13 protein-coding genes are annotated in these 16,407 nt (G+C 70.9%); 3 read left to right on the forward strand and 10 right to left on the reverse strand.

From position 1 onward, the window contains the following. Positions 1-220 precede the first annotated feature (220 nt). Positions 221-1,435: a hypothetical protein gene (locus ACIRFL_RS07505; protein ID WP_404024994.1), complete on the forward strand. Its 1,215-nt coding sequence runs from the start codon at positions 221-223 to the stop codon at positions 1,433-1,435. Positions 1,436-1,474: 39 nt separating this feature from the next. Here ACIRFL_RS07505 and ACIRFL_RS07510 read toward each other — a convergent pair whose 3' ends face one another. Then, entirely contained in the window at positions 1,475-2,002 is a 528-nt protein-coding gene (locus ACIRFL_RS07510; protein WP_404024996.1) for a YbjN domain-containing protein, read from the reverse strand. A 472-nt stretch (positions 2,003-2,474) separates the two neighbouring features. Next, positions 2,475-5,072, reverse strand: coding sequence for an ATP-dependent chaperone ClpB (clpB, locus tag ACIRFL_RS07515; RefSeq protein ID WP_404024998.1), 2,598 nt, complete (start codon positions 5,070-5,072; stop codon positions 2,475-2,477). A 130-nt stretch (positions 5,073-5,202) separates the two neighbouring features. Between clpB and ACIRFL_RS07520 the strand changes: the two genes are divergently transcribed. Next, entirely contained in the window at positions 5,203-5,628 is a 426-nt protein-coding gene (locus ACIRFL_RS07520; protein WP_404024999.1) for a pyridoxamine 5'-phosphate oxidase family protein, read from the forward strand. 834 nt (positions 5,629-6,462) lie between these two features. On the opposite strand, the gene ACIRFL_RS07525 is transcribed toward ACIRFL_RS07520, so the two are convergent. Then, positions 6,463-6,798, reverse strand: coding sequence for a hypothetical protein (locus ACIRFL_RS07525; protein WP_404025002.1), 336 nt, complete (start codon positions 6,796-6,798; stop codon positions 6,463-6,465). A gap of 291 nt (positions 6,799-7,089) precedes the next feature. On the opposite strand from ACIRFL_RS07525, the gene ACIRFL_RS07530 reads away from it, so the two are divergent. Beyond that, the gene (locus tag ACIRFL_RS07530; protein ID WP_404025003.1) at positions 7,090-8,100 is read left to right on the forward strand and encodes a helix-turn-helix transcriptional regulator; all 1,011 of its coding nucleotides are present in this window, start codon (positions 7,090-7,092) and stop codon (positions 8,098-8,100) included. Here ACIRFL_RS07530 and ACIRFL_RS07535 read toward each other — a convergent pair. The 7 genes from ACIRFL_RS07535 to ACIRFL_RS07565 form a co-directional block, all read right to left on the reverse strand. After that, positions 8,063-9,109, reverse strand: coding sequence for a LuxR C-terminal-related transcriptional regulator (locus ACIRFL_RS07535; RefSeq protein ID WP_404025006.1), 1,047 nt, complete (start codon positions 9,107-9,109; stop codon positions 8,063-8,065). The genes ACIRFL_RS07530 and ACIRFL_RS07535 overlap by 38 nt on opposite strands. 514 nt (positions 9,110-9,623) lie before the next feature. Next, positions 9,624-10,730 (reverse strand): sugar ABC transporter substrate-binding protein, encoded by a 1,107-nt coding sequence (locus ACIRFL_RS07540; RefSeq protein ID WP_404025301.1) that lies wholly within the window; start codon positions 10,728-10,730, stop codon positions 9,624-9,626. 209 nt (positions 10,731-10,939) lie between these two features. Further along, positions 10,940-11,389, reverse strand: a complete 450-nt coding sequence (locus ACIRFL_RS07545) for a heat shock protein transcriptional repressor HspR (RefSeq protein WP_404025009.1) — start codon at positions 11,387-11,389, stop codon at positions 10,940-10,942. A gap of 5 nt (positions 11,390-11,394) precedes the next feature. Continuing rightward, positions 11,395-12,564, reverse strand: coding sequence for a molecular chaperone DnaJ (gene dnaJ, locus ACIRFL_RS07550; RefSeq protein ID WP_404025011.1), 1,170 nt, complete (start codon positions 12,562-12,564; stop codon positions 11,395-11,397). A 33-nt stretch (positions 12,565-12,597) separates the two neighbouring features. Further along, the gene (gene grpE, locus ACIRFL_RS07555) at positions 12,598-13,287 is read right to left on the reverse strand and encodes a nucleotide exchange factor GrpE (RefSeq protein ID WP_404025014.1); all 690 of its coding nucleotides are present in this window, start codon (positions 13,285-13,287) and stop codon (positions 12,598-12,600) included. Next, positions 13,284-15,125 (reverse strand): molecular chaperone DnaK, encoded by a 1,842-nt coding sequence (gene dnaK, locus ACIRFL_RS07560; protein ID WP_404025016.1) that lies wholly within the window; start codon positions 15,123-15,125, stop codon positions 13,284-13,286. Before dnaK ends, grpE begins: the two co-directional genes overlap by 4 nt. A 94-nt stretch (positions 15,126-15,219) precedes the next feature. Beyond that, the gene (locus ACIRFL_RS07565) at positions 15,220-16,239 is read right to left on the reverse strand and encodes an MraY family glycosyltransferase (protein WP_404025018.1); all 1,020 of its coding nucleotides are present in this window, start codon (positions 16,237-16,239) and stop codon (positions 15,220-15,222) included. Positions 16,240-16,407: the final 168 nt, after the last annotated feature.

A 16,407-nucleotide genomic window follows, 5' to 3' on the forward strand; every position in this document is an offset into this window, starting at 1 on the left:
CCGGACCAGCCGGTCGTGGGATGAGGCCGGGCTCCGGGGTCTCGGCGTTCGGGTCGGGGCGGGACCGGCGGGCCGTGGGCCGGTGGTGGGCATCCGGCCCCCGGGCGGGTGAGGGCCGGACCGCGTTCTGTCACGGTGGCGCGCCGGTGGGTGGTGGGGCTTACCCGCTCGGGCGCACACTGCTCGCGTCCCCGCGCTCACCGCTGCAAGCTGCGGAAATGTGAGCCACGCCAGTTCCACCTTCGTCCCTGCCGCCGCCGCGGCGTCCCAGGAACCCGGTCCCCGGGAGCGCGCCCGGACCCGGCTGTCCCTCCTGACGGCGAGCGGGGTCGCGCTCGGGGTGTTCGCCCTCGTCCGGCTCGCCGGGATCGCCGTGCTCGCCATGGCCGCGTGGGCCAGGGACCAGCAGCCGCTGGCGCTGCTCGGCCGTTCCTGGGACTCTGTCTGGTACCTGGGCATCGCCGCGCACGGCTACGGCCGCACCGTGTTCTTCGAGCCGACGGTCATCCACAGCGACCTGGCGTTCTTCCCGCTCTACCCGGCCCTGGTGCGGGTCGTGACCGCCCTGACCCCGTTCGGCGGCGGCGCCGCGGGGCTGCTGGTGTCCTGGGCCGCGGCCGGGATCGCCGCCTGCGGCATCCACGCGGTGGGGGCCCGCCTCTACGGGCCGGGCGTGGGCACGGCGCTGGTGGTGCTGTGGGGGCTGCTGCCGCACTCCGTCGTGCTGTCGATGGCGTACACGGAGCCCGTGCTCACCGCGTTCGCGGCCTGGTCCCTGTACGCCGTGCTGGCCGGGAACTGGCTGTGGGCCGGCGGCCTTGCCACGCTCGCCGGGCTGTCCCGGCCCAACGGCATCGCGGTCGCCGCGGCCGTGCTCGCCGCGGCGGTCTGCGAGGCATACCGGATCCGCCGGCGCCGCGGCCGGTTTTCCCACAGGCTGTGGACGGGCGCGGCGCTCGCGCCCCTGGGCTGGGCGGCGTACGTGCTGTGGGTGGGCCGGCGCAAGGGCGACCCGTTCGGCGGCTACTTCGAGGTGCAGCGGCTGTGGGGATCGAGGTTCGACCTCGGGCGCGGCTCGCTGCGCTTCGTCCGGGGGCTGCTGGTGCAGGACAGCCGGCTGGTCTTCCCCGTGGCGCTGTCGATCCTCGCGGTGGCGGTCCTGCTGTACGCGCTGCTCGTCGTGGACCGCGCCCCGCTCCCGCTCCTCGTCTACAGCGGCGTCCTGCTGCTGATCGCGCTCGGCGGCTCCGGCTTCTTCGAGTCCAAGCCGCGCTTCCTGCTGCCCGCGTTCCCGCTGCTGGTGCCGCTGGCCCGGACGCTGGTGCGGACGGCGAGAGCCCGGCCCTGGCACGCCACCGTGGTGGTGTGCGGCCTGGCCGGGCTCTCCTTCGGGTACGGCGCCTACCTCGTCGTGCTGGCTCGCACGCCGCTGTAGGCCGCCGTACCGCCGTGTGTCACCGTGCGGGGCGGGACGTCACTCCTCGCCCTCGGGCTTGTCCGCCTCGTTGACCTCCTGTTCGAGGCCCAGCTGCTCCGCCAGCCACCTGTCGAACTCGATCGCGGCCCGCACCCAGCTGACCGTCGAGGAGACGAAGTGGTTGAGGTCGACGCCGGTGCCGATCAGCATCTGCGCCTCGCCGATGAGACGGACGGTGCCGTCGTCGTGGGTGTGTGTGTACACCTTGGGCCACAGCGTCCTGCGGTTCCAGTCGTCCACGGACTCCAGGAGCTGGGGCTTCTCGTCGATCTTGTGGGGACGGTCGTAGAAGGTCCGCACGGAGAAGACCGCCTGTTCGGCCTCCCCACGGAACATGAAGTACGTACGGAACTGCTCCCACGGCGCCGCGAGGTCACCCTCGTCGTCGACGACGTACTTGAGCTCCATCTGGTCGAGGAGCTGCTTCACGAGGTCCTGATCCGGGACGACGGGGCCCGCCGGTCCTTGGGGCTGCGGCTCGGGCTGGCCCCCGAAGTTCGGAATCGAGGACGGGTCGATGCTCACCGTGAATTTCCCTTCGTGCGGATTCCGCCATCCTCCCCCATGCAGGGAGGGTGGTGGCAAGCCCCGACGGGGCCTGTCGGCGCTCGGCTGAAAGGATCTGGCCGCTCGATGACACCGCGGTGAGCGGCCGGGGGACGGGAGCGGTCGCACGGACCACTACAGCGACCGAGCGGGCCGCCCGGTTCCGTACGCTGATCAGGCCGGATTCCGCCGCCGACCGTGTCGGGCAGCGCCTCGCCCCCGTGTGGCGCAGCGCCTCGGCCGGCTCGGTGGGCGGTGGTCCGCGGCGGGCGGCACCGTCGCGTACGCGACCCTGTGCGCCACCCCGTCCCGCGCCGGACCACGCAGAATCCGCGTGAGCATCGTGCGGCTGATGCCCGCCGCCTCGGCCCTCGGTGTCCGCGCCCGACCGCCCGGCACGCGGGCGGCCCGCCCCTGAGGTGTGGGGCGGGCCGTCGTGGTGGTGGGCTGGTCAGAGGGTTTTGCCGGTGGCCGGGCCGACCAGGAGGCCGTCGCCGAAGGCGTCCACCCGGACCATGTCGCCGTCCTTGACCTCCCCGGCCAGGATCTCCTTGGCGAGGCGGTCGCCGATGGCGGTCTGGACGAGGCGGCGCAGCGGCCGGGCGCCGTAGGCCGGGTCGTTGCCCTCGTCCGCGAGCCAGGCCAGCGCGTCGGGCGTGACCTCCAGGGTGAGCCGGCGTTCGGCCAGGCGCGCCGCCAGCCGGTCGATCTGGAGCCGGGCGATCCGGGCCAGTTCGTCCTTGTTCAGGGCCGAGAAGACGACCACGTCGTCCAGCCGGTTCAGGAACTCGGGCTTGAAGGAGGCGCGGACCACCTCCAGCACCTGCTCCTTCTTCTCCAGTTCGCTGGTGGTCGGCTCGACCAGGAACTGGCTGCCCAGGTTCGAGGTCAGCACCAGGATCGTGTTGCGGAAGTCGACCGTACGGCCCTGCCCGTCGGTCAGCCGGCCGTCGTCCAGCACCTGGAGGAGGATGTCGAAGACCTCGGGGTGCGCCTTCTCCACCTCGTCCAGCAGCACCACGCTGTACGGGCGGCGGCGCACCGCCTCGGTCAGCTGCCCGCCCTCCTCGTAGCCGACGTACCCGGGGGGCGCGCCGACCAGCCGGGCCACGCTGTGCTTCTCGCCGTACTCCGACATGTCGATGCGGACCATGGCCCGCTCGTCGTCGAAGAGGAAGTCGGCAAGCGCCTTGGCCAGTTCGGTCTTGCCGACGCCGGTCGGGCCGAGGAACAGGAAGGAACCGGTGGGCCGGTCGGGGTCGGCGATGCCGGCCCGGCTGCGGCGCACCGCGTCGGAGACCGCGCGCACGGCCTCGGCCTGGCCGATCAGCCGGCGCCCCAGTTCGTCCTCCATGCGCAGCAGTTTCTGCGTCTCGCCCTCCATGAGGCGCCCGGCGGGGATGCCGGTCCAGGCGGCGACGACGTCGGCGATGTCGTCGGAGCCGACCTCGTCCTTCACCATGGTGTCCTTGGCGGCCTCCTCCTCGGCCTCCGAGGCGGCCTCCAGTTCCTTCTCCAGCTGGGGGATCTCCCCGTACAGCAGCTTGGAGGCGGTGTCGAAGTCGCCGTCGCGCTGGGCGCGTTCGGCCTGGCCGCGCAGGTCGTCCAGCCGTTCCTTCAGCTCGCCGACCCGGTTGAGGGACTGCTTCTCCTTCTCCCAGCGGGCGGTCAGGCCGCGCAGTTCCTCCTCCTTGTCGGCGAGGTCGCGGCGCAGCTTCTCCAGGCGTTCCCGGGAGGCCGGGTCGGTCTCCTTGCTGAGCGCCAGCTCCTCCATCTTCAACCGGTCGACGGCGCGCTGGAGTTCGTCGATCTCGACGGGCGAGGAGTCGATCTCCATGCGCAGCCGGGAGGCGGACTCGTCCACCAGGTCGATGGCCTTGTCCGGCAGGAAGCGGGAGGTGATGTAACGGTCGGAGAGGGTGGCGGCGGCCACCAGCGCGCTGTCCGCGATCTGCACCTTGTGATGGGCCTCGTAACGGCCCTTGAGACCGCGCAGGATGGCGATGGTGTCCTCGACGGTCGGCTCGGCGACCAGCACCTGCTGGAAGCGCCGCTCCAGCGCCGGGTCCTTCTCGATCCGCTCGCGGTACTCGTCCAGGGTGGTGGCACCGACCATGCGCAGCTCACCGCGGGCGAGCATCGGCTTGAGCATGTTGCCGGCGTCCATGGCGGAGTCGCCGCCCGCCCCGGTGCCGACGACGGTGTGCAGTTCGTCGATGAACGTGATGATCTGCCCGTCGGAGTCCTTGATCTCGGCGAGGACGGTCTTCAGCCGCTCCTCGAACTCGCCCCGGTACTTCGCGCCCGCGACCATCGCGCCGAGGTCGAGCGCCACCAGCCGCTTGTCCTTCAGCGACTCGGGCACGTCGCCCTTCACGATCCGCTGGGCCAGGCCCTCGACCACCGCGGTCTTGCCGACGCCGGGCTCGCCGATGAGCACGGGGTTGTTCTTGGTGCGGCGGGACAGTACCTGGACGACCCGGCGGATCTCCTGGTCCCGCCCGATGACCGGGTCGAGCTTGCCGTCGCGGGCCGCCGCGGTGAAGTCGGTGCCGAACTTCTCCAGGGCCTTGTACTGGCCCTCGGGGTCGGCGGTGGTCACACGGCGCCCTCCCCTCGCCTTCTGGAAGGCCGCCAGGAGCTTCTTGGCGTCGGCGCCCTGCCCCGTCAGCACCTCGCCGGCCGCGCCGCCCTTCGCGGCGATGCCGATGAGCAGGTGCTCGGTGGAGAGGTAGTCGTCGCCGAGTTCCTTCGCGCGCTCACTCGCGTCGGCGAGGACGGCGAGCAGTTCGCGGTTGGGCTGCGGGGGCGCGACGGTGGACCCGGTCACGCTGGGCAGTCCGGCGAGCACCCGCTCGACCCCGGAGCGCACGGCGGCCTGGTCGGCGTCGGCGGCGGCGAGCAGGTCGGTGATGTTCTCGTTCTCCTGCCCCTGGAGCAGAGCCAGCAGCAGATGAGCAGGCGTGAGGTCCGGGTGCCCCTCGGTCACGGCCTTGTTGCTGGCCGCGTTGATCGCGTCCCGGCTCCTGTTGGTCAGCTCGGCGTCCACGTTCGCGTTCTCCTCCTCGGCGTCGGCTTGTCGGCCACGTCTCCCAGTGCTGACTTAACCAACGTACACAAAGTTGAGTCTATTCCACTCAAGGCGAGCTGCGGGAGTCCTCGGCGGCTACCTTCCGAACATGAGCCGACCCGCCGTGGAATACGCCGTTGACCTCGACGCCCCGCACGCGTCGTACCTCGCCTTCTGGCAGGAGCGCCACCTGTGCACGCTGACCACCCTGCGGTCCGACGGCAGCCCGCACGTGGTGCCCGTCTCCGTGACCTTCGACCCGGCGGCCCGGCTGGCCCGGGTGATCACGAACGGGACGAGCGCCAAGGTGGGGCATGTCCGCGCGGCCGGTCCGGCCGGCGCCCGGGTCGCCGTCTGCCAGGTGGACGGCCGCCGCTGGGCCACCCTGGAGGGCCGCGCCTTCGTCCACACCGACCGAGACCGAGTCGCGGAGGCGGAACGCCGCCACGCCCAGCGCTACGAACGGACTCCGTCCCCCAACCCGTCCCGCGTAGTGATCGAGATCAAGGTGGAGCGGGCCCTGGGCCGCGGCTGACCACAACACCGTCCAGCCACAGCCGCCACCACGCACCCCACGGCACCAAAGCGGACCCGGGCCACAGACGCGAAGGCGGGGCACGCGTGACGCCGAGGCGGGCCAGGCGGGCCCTGGGTACGCGGGTGACACGAGACGCCGGACGCAACTGGCGCCGGTCACACCCGACGCCGGAAGCGGGGCACACCGGGCCAGCGTGGCGCCGACGCGGGCCAGGCGGGCCCTGGGATACCGGTGAACGCCGCGCATGCGGGCGACGGCCAAGCGCCGGACGCGGGCACAAGCGACACCGGACGCGGGACGCGCCTGACCCCGGACGCGGGGGACGCCGAAGCGAGCCGGGCGGGCCGTGGAAACGCGGGTGACCGGAAGCCGGCGCCCCCCGGCCCGAGACGCCAGACGGACACAGCCGACGTCGGTCGCGCGCGACTCCCGTGACGCCGCGGCAAGCCGGGCGGGCCCGGGGTGTGGGTGGCCGGACATACACGGCACCGGACGCAGGCGGCGGCACCCATGCACGAGACGCCGGACGCAACCGGCGCCGGAAGCAGGGGACACCGGACGCGGGCGACAGCCGCGTGTCGGACGCCGGGCCCAGGTGACGGCGGACGTTCACGGCCTGGGGCAGGTGGCCATCGGCACCGGGGTCGCCGGGGTCAAGTGTCATTCCTGGCCGAGTCCGCATTCGGCCGGTAACGGTTTTCGGCCAGCGTCAGAACACGCCGATGTCACGACATTTCCCCAGAAACTACAGCGGCGTCACCGTGTTCAGGTCACGGTGACGCCGCTGCGGGGGGAAGCGCCTGAGCGATCTTTTACGACGGGGGAATCGCGTCAGGCACTGCGGGGGGTGGCCGAGATGGTCCTCAGGTCCGAGACCTCCGGCTCCGCGAGTCGGTGGTCCCGTTGGTCCAGGTTCACAAAGATCATTCCGTACCGGACGGCACATCGCACAGGCTGCGGCGCCCCTCGGGGCTTCCTCAGACACCGGTACGCCCGCACGTCCTCGTCCTCGTCCCGCGTCACGACGACCGGCTCGCCGAACACGGTCACCATCAGCGAGTCGCCGCTGTGGGGGATGGCGGTGACCAGGTCGATGAAGTGCCAGCCGGAGCGATAGGCGGTCGCCATCTCACGGCGGAAGGATCGGTCGTCGGGTGGAGTGGTCACATCAGCTCCCGGCTCCATCTGCCGGCGGGAGCGGCCACGAGGTGTTGTCCTCGCCCTGCGCGACGATCGGCCAGCTGGTGTTTGCCCGAACATCGCTCTGCTCGCCGGAGAAGCCACCCAACACGCCGACGGCCACGAGGGCGGAGAAGGCAGCGACAAGCACCGAGCCAAGCATTTTCTTACGCATAGTCGGCTTCGTCCTCACTCGAAGGTCCCCTTTTCCCCCGTCGGGTATGACGATGGCTCATTCGGGCACGTCATGGCCACACAATCGGTGCATCATGTTCCTGCATGTTCAGGACCCTGGGGGGTGGAGATTTGGCAACGAATCACATAAAAGCGACACATCCCCATGCTGTGACGGAACTGTGCGAGGACGGTGGCCGCATCTACGCCGCAGCTCTACGCACCGGACGCGTCGCACGCACAGATGTGGAAACCGCCCCCTGTCTCGTGGAGTTCGGCCTGCTCCACCCGGACCCGGACGATCCGGACCGATTGCGTCCAGTGTCCCCCGCGGTCGCCCTGGCCCAGCGCCTCAGCCCCATCGAACGCGAGATAACCGAGCGCCGGCGGCTGACCATCGAGCTGGCCGGCGCCTTCGAGCCGTTCATGGCGCTCAGCACACAGGCCACGACCAGCAGCGACTCGATGACCCTGCTGGAGGGCAGCGAACGGATCAACGCCGCGCTGAACCTGGCCACCGAGCAGTGCCGCACCGAGGTGCTCACGGTCCAGCCCAGCGACCGCATCTCCGAACGCAGCGTGCTCAAGGGCCTGGAACGCGACCGTCCGCTGATCGAACGCGGTGTCCGGATCCGCACCCTGTACCAGCACACCGCCCGCCACAACCCGGAGAAGCTGGCCTACGCCGCGCACCTCGCCGACGGCAAGGCGGAGTACCGCACCATCGACGAACTGGTGGAGCGCCTGATCATCTGCGACGACACCGTCGCCTTCATCCCCATCCGCGACGACCAGCAGGTCGCCCTGGAACTGCGCCAGCCGGGACTGGTCCGCTACCTCGTCAAGGTCTTCGAGTTCATGTGGAGCCGCGCCGTCCCGCTGGGCACGGACGGGCCCTATGAGCCGGCCCCCGACGGCATCACGGACATCCAGCACTCCATCGCCAAGCTTCTCGTCGAGGGCCATGTCGACGAGGCCATCGCCCGCCGCCTCGGCATGAACGTGCGCACCTGCCGCGCCCATATCGCCAAGCTGGCGCAGGCACTGGGCAGCGGCAGCCGGGCCCAGCTCGGCTATCTCATCGCACGCTCGGGGATCCTTGATCAGGAAGGCTGAGCGCGCTCCCGCCCGCGGTCCGCGGCGGACCGTCCAGGCCCACCTGGGCGATGCGCACGCCCAACTGGGTACGGCTGGCCGCGCCGAGGGTTTCCGACAGCCGGGCGATATGGGCGCGGCAGGTGCGGACGCTGATGCCGAGGCGCTCCGCGATGACCGCGTCCTGGTGGCCCTCCGCGAGCAGCGCGGCGATGGACTGCTCACGGTGCGAGATGCCTTCGATGCCGGTGTCGGGCAGCGGGGCGGTCAGCGGGATCGCCAGCCGCCACAGCCGCTCGAACACCGTCACCAGGTATTCGACCAGCGCCGGGTGACGCAGCTCCAGCGCCATCGTGCGGTCGGTGTTGGCCGGGACGAAGGCGACCGTGCGGTCGAACAGGATCAGCCGGTCGATGACCTCGTCGAGCGTGCGGGCCTCGACCGTGTCGCCCATCAGCTCCAGGTAGTTGAGCAGCCCCTGGCCGTGCCGCGCCACATGCGTGTACAGGTCGCGCATACGCACGCCACGGCCGCGCAGCGCCAGCGCCCGGTGCAGGCCCTCGGTCAGCTCGGCCTCCCGCCGGATGCCGCCCGGCTGCACCGTCAGCACCTCGGTGGTGCACGCCTCGGTCGCCTCGTCCATCGCCGCCTGGATCCGGGACAGCCCGTCCAGCACCCGGATCGCGGTGCCCTCGGCCGGGGCGTACGCGGGGGCCTGGAGCTGGCGGCCGAGACCGGTGTACCGCTCGAAGGCGGCCACCGCCGAGCCCACCCGCCGCTGGCTCTCCCTGACCTCCTCGTACACGCCGCGCAGCAGCCGGGTCATGACCTCCTGCGGCGAGGTCGGCACCAGCCAGTCCATGTCGTCCGGGTCCGGGTGCAGCAGGGCGAGTTCCAGCAGGCAGGGCACCGGCTCGGCGTCCGCGCGCGGCACACGGCCGCGCCGTACGGCCCGGGAATACACGCGATCCCCAGCTTCGCACAGGCGGTCGGCACCATGTGGATGCTCCTCCGTTCCGCACCCGGCCATCGCCCATTCCACCCCCGGTTGCTGCCACTTCCGCAGCGCAACTATGCGCGGCGCCGACCGGCTCCGCAACACGGCTCTTCCTGCCGCGCCCTGGGAAAAGCACCGGTATCTCCCGCTTCCTCCCAGGGTCCCGCAGCCCACCGAACACCGCCCGATCACGGCCCGCACAGCAGGAGTTGCCTGAGCAAAGCGCGGCGGTCATCCGGGGCCTGACCGGTCCCTGGGAACCCTGATCGTGGCCGCCCGGCCGGGCGGTGGCGCGACAGCGGCGAGGAACGTGCCGGGGCGGCCACCGAATCCCCGGGAGCGACAGCGACGGCCGTACTCCCCGGGGCGACGCGACGGCCGTCGGCGCGCGGACCGCGAGGGCATCGCGCACCCGGCCCCCGCTAGGCCGCTTCCCCGCCCCCGGGCAGCACACAACACGCCCCCGGCGCCCCTCAGGTACGCCTCAACCGGCCCCGGAATCCGGGAACTTGACCCCTTGCGGTTGAGGCCGGCGCAGCCGTCGGGGTTACTTCAGGCCGAGGGCGTCGCAGGCCGCCTTGTACTTGGCGGTGCAGATGTCGGAGATCTTGTAGATGCCGTCCGCGACGACCGTGTCGTCGATGTTGTTCTTGGTCATCGCGCTCACCTGCACCAGCTGGGCCGGGATCCGCTTGGTGGTGGGGCTGTCCACCGAGTCACGGGTGAGCGCGTCGAACTGGATGTCCTTGCCCTGCACCTTCGCGACCGCCATCTCGGCGGCCGATTCGGCCTCGTCCGGGTAGGGCTTGTAGACGCTCATGTACTGCTCACCGGCGACGATCCGCTGCACCGCCGAAAGCTCCGCGTCCTGCCCGGTGATCGGCGGCAGATCGGTCACCCCGGCGGCCTGGAGCGCCTTGATGACGCCGCCCGCCATGCCGTCGTTGGCGGAGTAGACGGCCGCGATGTTGTCCTTGCCGATGTCGTTGATCGCTCGGACCATGTTGGCCTCGGCGTTCTCCGCCTTCCAGTCCTTCGTGTCGAAGGACGCCGCGATCGTCACCTTGCCGTTCAGCTCGGACAGCGCACCCTGCTTGAACTGCTTCGCGTTCGGGTCGGTCGGCGAGCCGTTCATCATGACGACCTTGTCGGAGGAGTCGATGTCCGTGCCCAGCGCCTCCAGCAGCGACCGCCCCTGCGCCTCACCGACGAGTTCGTTGTCGAAGGAGATGTACGCGTCGATCGGCCCCTCGGCCAGCCGGTCGTACGCGATGACCGGGATGCCCGCCTTCTTGGCCTTCTTCACCTGACCCGCGATGGCGTGCGAGTCGACCGCGTCCAGCAGGATGACATCGACCCTGTCGTCGATCATCTTCTGCATCTGCGCGGACTGCTTCGCCGCGTCGGCTCCGGCGTTGGCGTACTCGACCCTGCCCTGCTGCTTGGTCAGCGAGGCGACCTTCTCCTTGATGATGGGGTGGTCGAACTTCTCGTACCGCGTGTTCGCCGTCTCCGGCAGCAGCAGGCCCACGGTGATGTCGTCGCCCTTGGTCGGGCTCGCGTCGCCGGAGCCCCCCGTCGCGTGCAGAACGCCACAGCCGGCGAGCGACAGGACCATCGAGGATGCGGCCACGGATATGGCGATACGACGCATTCGGGTGCTCACTTCAGGTGCGTTCGGGACGTGGAGGCCGCATTGCGGCGCAGATGACAGAAAAGCCAACGCGCCGACACCACCCGCGTCAAGCGGTACCGCTTAACGAGTGCGCAACACCACGCCCGAAGACCTTGTGAAGGTCTGGCGGAACCTACGCCAAACCCTCTTTACCGGCTCTCCATCCAAGGGAGTTCGGGTGAAGACCGTCAGTCGTTCTGCTGCCGCTTCGGCCGCCACACCACGAGCGCGCTGGTCTGCTGGACCTCCTGATACGGCACCAGGTCCCGGCGGTAGGAGGCGTGCACGGCGGCCTCGCGCTGCCGCATGGCCGCCGCCGCGCCGTCCAGGGCCGCCTCCAGTTCCGCGACGCGGGACTGGAGCGCGGCGACCTGGTTCTCCAGCTCGATGATGCGCTTGATACCGGCCAGGTTGATGCCCTCGTCCTGCGACAACTGCTGCACCTGGCGGAGCAGTTCGATGTCGCGGGCCGAGTAACGGCGGCCCCGTCCCGCGGTGCGGTCCGGGGAGACCAGGCCGAGCCGGTCGTACTGGCGCAGCGTCTGCGGGTGGAGTCCGGAGAGCTGGGCCGCCACCGAGATGACGTAGACCGGGGTCTCCTCGGTCAGTTCATACGGGTTACGTCGACGGCCGTCCATCACCCTCAAGCTCCCTTCGCGGCCTCGAACAGCTCCGCCCGCGGATCCTCGCCCACGGTCGCCTCGCGATACGCCTCCAGCGCGTCACGAGCCTTCCCCGTCAGGTCCTTGGGAACACTCACCTCGACGGTGACCAGAAGGTCCCCGCGGGTGCCGTCCTTGCGGACCGCGCCCTTGCCCCGGGCCCGCATGGTGCGGCCGTTGGGCGTGCCCGGCGGCAGTTTCAGTGTGACGGCGGGACCGCCCAGGGTCGGCACCCGGACCTCGCCGCCGAGGGCCGCCTCGGCGAACGTCACCGGGACGGTCACCGTGAGGTTGTCGCCCTTGCGGCCGAACACCGGATGCTCGCCGACGTGCACGACCACGTACAGGTCGCCCGCCGGGCCGCCCCGCTCGCCGGGTGCGCCCTTGCCGCGCAGCCGGATCCGCTGCCCGTCCGTCACCCCCGCGGGGATGCGGACCTGCATGGTCCGGGACGACTTGGCCCGGCCGCTGCCCTTGCACTCCGGGCAGGGGTGCTCGGCGATCAGACCGCGGCCCTTGCAGTCGGGGCAGGGGTCGGTCAGCGAGAAGCCGCCGCCCGAACCCCGCGCCACCTGCCCGGTGCCGACGCAGGTCGGGCACACGCGCGGTGTGCCGTTCTTGTCGCCGGTGCCGGAGCATGCCTTGCACGGGGCCTGCGAGGACATCCTCAGCGGCACCGTGGCGCCCTCGATGGCCTCCGTGAAGCTCAGCGTGACCTCGGACTCGATGTCCTGGCCGCGCCGCGGCTGGGTGCGCGTGGTGCCCGTGCCGCCCCGGTTGAACAGGCCCCCGAAGACGTCGCCGAGGCCGCCGCCGAAGCCGCCCCCGCCCTGGGCGTTGCCCCCGAAGAGGTCGCCCAGGTCGAAGTTGAAGTTGCCGCCGCCCGCGCCCGGCCCCGGGCGGTAGCCGCCGTTGCCGAAGAGGGTGCGGGCCTCGTCGTACCCCTTGCGCTTCTTGGGGTCACCGAGGATGTCGTTCGCCTCGGAGATCTCCTTGAAGCGCTCCTCCGCCTTGGCGTTGCCCTTGTTGGCGTCCGGGTGGTACTCGCGGGCGAGTTTGCGGTACGCCTTCTTGATCTCCGCCTCGGTGGCGTCCTTGGGGACGCCGAGGACCTTGTAGTAGTCCTTCTCGATGAAGTCCTTGGTGCTCATCCCCGACGTCCCTCCTTCCGCTCGATGCTTACGTCAGCCCTCCTCCGGGCCACCGTTCTCCTTGTCGTCAGCGGAGCCGGCCGAGCCGCCGGAGCCGCCCGCCGCACTCTCGTCGCCGCCCTCCGCCTTGGCCGGCTGCGCCCCGGGCTGGGGTTCGGCCACGGCCACCCGCGCGGGGCGGATGGTGCGCTCGCCGATCCGATACCCGGGCTGCAGAATCGCCACGCACGTCGTCTCGCTGACGTCCGGCGCGTACGAGTGCATCAGGGCCTCGTGGATCGTCGGGTCGAAGGGCTCGCCCTCCTTGCCGAACTGCTGCAGGCCCATCTTGGCCGCGACGGTCTCCAGCGATTCGGCAACGGACTTGAAACCGCCGACGAGTTCGCCGTGTTCCCGGGCGCGGCCGATGTCGTCGAGCACCGGCAGGAGCTCGGTCAGGAGATTCGCGATGGCGATCTCCCGGACCGCGACCCGGTCGCGCTCGACGCGGCGGCGGTAGTTCTGGTACTCGGCCTGGAGGCGCTGGAGGTCCATGGTGCGCTCGCCCAGCGCCGTACGGACCTGGTCCAGCTGGGCCACCAGGCCGGCGTTCTGGCTCGTGTCCCCTGCCGGGGCCGCCGCCTCCTCCGGAGAGGGAGAGGCGGCCTGCGGCTCGGCGTCTTCGGGGGTGGCGCCTGAGGGGACGTCGGGCTTCTCGTCGAAGCCCGGGGTCTCCTCCGTCACGCGGCACCGTCCTTGCGCTCGTCGTCCACGATCTCGGCGTCGACGACATCGTCGTCGGCTTTGGTCCCGGCCGCACCCGGGGTGCCGGCGGCGGCCTGCCCGGTCTGGGCGTCGGCGTACATGGCCTGGCCCAGCTTCTGGGAGACGGCCGCGACCTTCTCCGTGGCGCTGCGGATCTCGGTGGTGTCCTCGCCCTTGAGCTTCTCCTTCAGCTCGGCGACGGCCGCCTCGACCTCGGTCTTGATCTCGCCCGGGACCTTGTCCTCGTTGTCCTTGAGGAACTTCTCCGTCTGGTAGACCAGCTGCTCGCCCTGGTTACGGGTCTCGGCGGCCTCGCGGCGCTTGTGGTCCTCCTCCGCGTACCGCTCGGCCTCCTCGCGCATGCGGTCGACCTCGTCCTTCGGCAGCGAGGAGCCGCCGGTGACGGTCATCTTCTGCTCCTTGCCGGTGCCGAGGTCCTTCGCCGTGACGTGCATGATGCCGTTGGCGTCGATGTCGAAGGAGACCTCGATCTGCGGGACGCCCCGCGGCGCCGGCGGCAGACCGGTCAGCTCGAACATGCCGAGCTTCTTGTTGTAGGCCGCGATCTCACGCTCGCCCTGGTAGACCTGGATCTGCACCGACGGCTGGTTGTCCTCGGCCGTCGTGAAGATCTCCGAACGCTTCGTCGGGATCGTCGTGTTGCGCTCGATCAGCTTGGTCATGATGCCGCCCTTGGTCTCGATGCCGAGGGACAGCGGGGTCACGTCGAGGAGCAGGACGTCCTTGACCTCACCCTTGAGGACACCGGCCTGGAGCGAGGCGCCGATGGCGACGACCTCGTCCGGGTTGACGCCCTTGTTGGCCTCCTTGCCGCCGGTCAGCTCCTTGACCAGTTCGGCGACGGCGGGCATACGGGTGGAGCCGCCGACGAGGACGACGTGGTCGATCTCGCCGAGCTGGATGCCGGCGTCCTTGATGACGTTGTGGAACGGCGTCTTGCAGCGCTCCAGCAGGTCCGCGGTCAGCTGCTGGAACTGGGCGCGGGTCAGCTTCTCGTCCAGGTGCAGCGGGCCCTCGGCGGACGCGGTGATGTAGGGCAGGTTGATCGAGGTCTCGGTGGACGAGGACAGCTCGATCTTGGCCTTCTCCGCGGCCTCGCGCAGCCGCTGGAGGGCCATCTTGTCCTTGGACAGGTCCACGCCGTGGCCGGACTGGAACTGCTTGACCAGGTAGTCGACGACGCGCTGGTCCCAGTCGTCACCGCCGAGGTGGTTGTCGCCGTTGGTGGCCTTCACCTCGACGACGCCGTCGCCGATCTCCAGGAGGGACACGTCGAAGGTGCCGCCACCGAGGTCGAAGACGAGGATCGTCTGGTCGTCCTTGTCGAGGCCGTAGGCGAGCGCGGCCGCGGTGGGCTCGTTGACGATGCGCAGGACGTTGAGGCCCGCGATCTCGCCGGCCTCCTTGGTGGCCTGACGCTCGGAGTCGTTGAAGTACGCGGGGACGGTGATGACCGCGTCGGTCACCTTCTCGCCCAGGTACGCCTCGGCGTCCCGCTTCAGCTTCTGCAGGATGAACGCGGAGATCTGCTGCGGGTTGAAGTCCTTCCCGTCCAGCTGGATCTTCCAGTCGGTGCCCATGTGGCGCTTCACGGAGCGGATGGTCCGGTCCACGTTGGTGACCGCCTGGCGCTTGGCGACCTCGCCGACGAGCACCTCGCCGTTCTTGGCGAAGGCGACGACGGACGGCGTGGTCCTGGCGCCCTCTGCGTTGGTGATGACGGTGGGCTCGCCGCCCTCCAGAACGCTGACGACGGAGTTAGTCGTGCCCAGGTCGATGCCGACCGCACGTGCCATGGTGATTTCCTCCAGCTGACTTGAGTGGAACGGACTCAAGTGTGCATGAGGCGGCCCGCTGGGTCAACAGACCTGAGTCAGCTGGGCTCAACTCTTATCCGCTCCTTACACGCAACTGGGCGCTGACCTGCGAAGACGCCATACGGCGGGCCCCGTACGCCGGAACCCGCAACAGCAGGAGTACGACGACCAGCGCCCCGCCCGCCACCCACAGCACGCTCTCCTCGCCCGCCCACCCGGTGTGCGCGAGCACCCCGACGAGCACCCCGGAGAACGCCGCGAGCGCCGCCAGCACGGTGGCACCCTGCGGGGTGAGCCCGAGCCGCCGCAGCCGGTGCGCCACATGGTCGGGGCCCTCGCGCAGCAGCGGCCTGCGGGCCATCCGCCGCGACACCGCCACGAGCAGCACGTCGACGCCCGCCAGGGCGGTCAGCGAGAACAGCACGCCCGCGCTGGACCCGATCCCGTACCCGGCCCGGGTGAACACGCCCGCCGCGGCCAGCAGGAACCCCGTGAACAGCGAGCCGCAGGCGCCCAGGCCGATCCGCGCGGGATGCCAGTTGTGCATGAGGAACCCGGTGAGCGCGGCGGCGAGCACACTGAGCAGCACGGCCAGCCCGTCCATCACCTCGGCGGCGGCGCACGCCCCCACGCCGAAGGCGGTCACCACCCCCACGGTCCCCGCGAGCCCGTCGGCATGGTCCAGGGCACGGAAGGCGAGCGCCACGAACACGATCCACGCCACGGCCGGCAGCCCGGCCGCCACCCCGGTCTCCTCGTACGGTACGACCGCGGCGGCCGCCACCGCCGTACCGGCCACCAGCACCCGGGCCCGCAGCCGCCACACGTCGGCGACCAGCCCCAGCAGGGCGACGCACGCGGCGGCGAGGAGCAGCCGGCCGACGCCGTCGCCGAGCGGCGCGACCCCCGTCCACTGGCCCGCGCCGGCGACGAGACAGGTGACGAGGACGACGGCGGCGCCGCCCAGCAGCGGCACGGGCCGCCGGCACCGCCGGTCGAGCACGCCGGCGCGCAGCGCGGGGGCACGGAGCAGTGCCGCGAGTACGGCGGTGAGCAGCAGGGCGGTGGTGGCGGCGAGGATCCCGTAGAGCACGGCTCCAAAGTAGGCGTGAACGGGGCGATTCTGTATGAATAACACGATCGAATAACCCGAATCCGACGAAGCGCTGCGCGTCTTTGCGGGATCGGCCACCCGCCGCGGCACGTCACGCCGTCCGCCGAGTGCGGCAGCGTCCGGGCTGAGCGCGCAGTTCCCCGCGCC

Origin of the sequence: Streptomyces sp. NPDC102462 (assembly GCF_044765425.1) — a bacterium.
Lineage (GTDB): Bacteria > Actinomycetota > Actinomycetes > Streptomycetales > Streptomycetaceae > Streptomyces.

Coding starts and splice junctions, on each gene's coding strand:
- dnaJ (WP_404025011.1), bottom strand. CDS start 12,564: ATGAGCACCAAGGACTTCATCGAGAAGGACTACTACAAGGTCCTCGGC.
- ACIRFL_RS07535 (WP_404025006.1), bottom strand. CDS start 9,109: ATGGCCGGGTGCGGAACGGAGGAGCATCCACATGGTGCCGACCGCCTG.
- ACIRFL_RS07545 (WP_404025009.1), bottom strand. CDS start 11,389: ATGGACGGCCGTCGACGTAACCCGTATGAACTGACCGAGGAGACCCCG.
- dnaK (WP_404025016.1), bottom strand. CDS start 15,125: ATGGCACGTGCGGTCGGCATCGACCTGGGCACGACTAACTCCGTCGTC.
- ACIRFL_RS07540 (WP_404025301.1), bottom strand. CDS start 10,730: ATGCGTCGTATCGCCATATCCGTGGCCGCATCCTCGATGGTCCTGTCG.
- ACIRFL_RS07520 (WP_404024999.1), top strand. CDS start 5,203: ATGAGCCGACCCGCCGTGGAATACGCCGTTGACCTCGACGCCCCGCAC.
- ACIRFL_RS07530 (WP_404025003.1), top strand. CDS start 7,090: ATGTTCAGGACCCTGGGGGGTGGAGATTTGGCAACGAATCACATAAAA.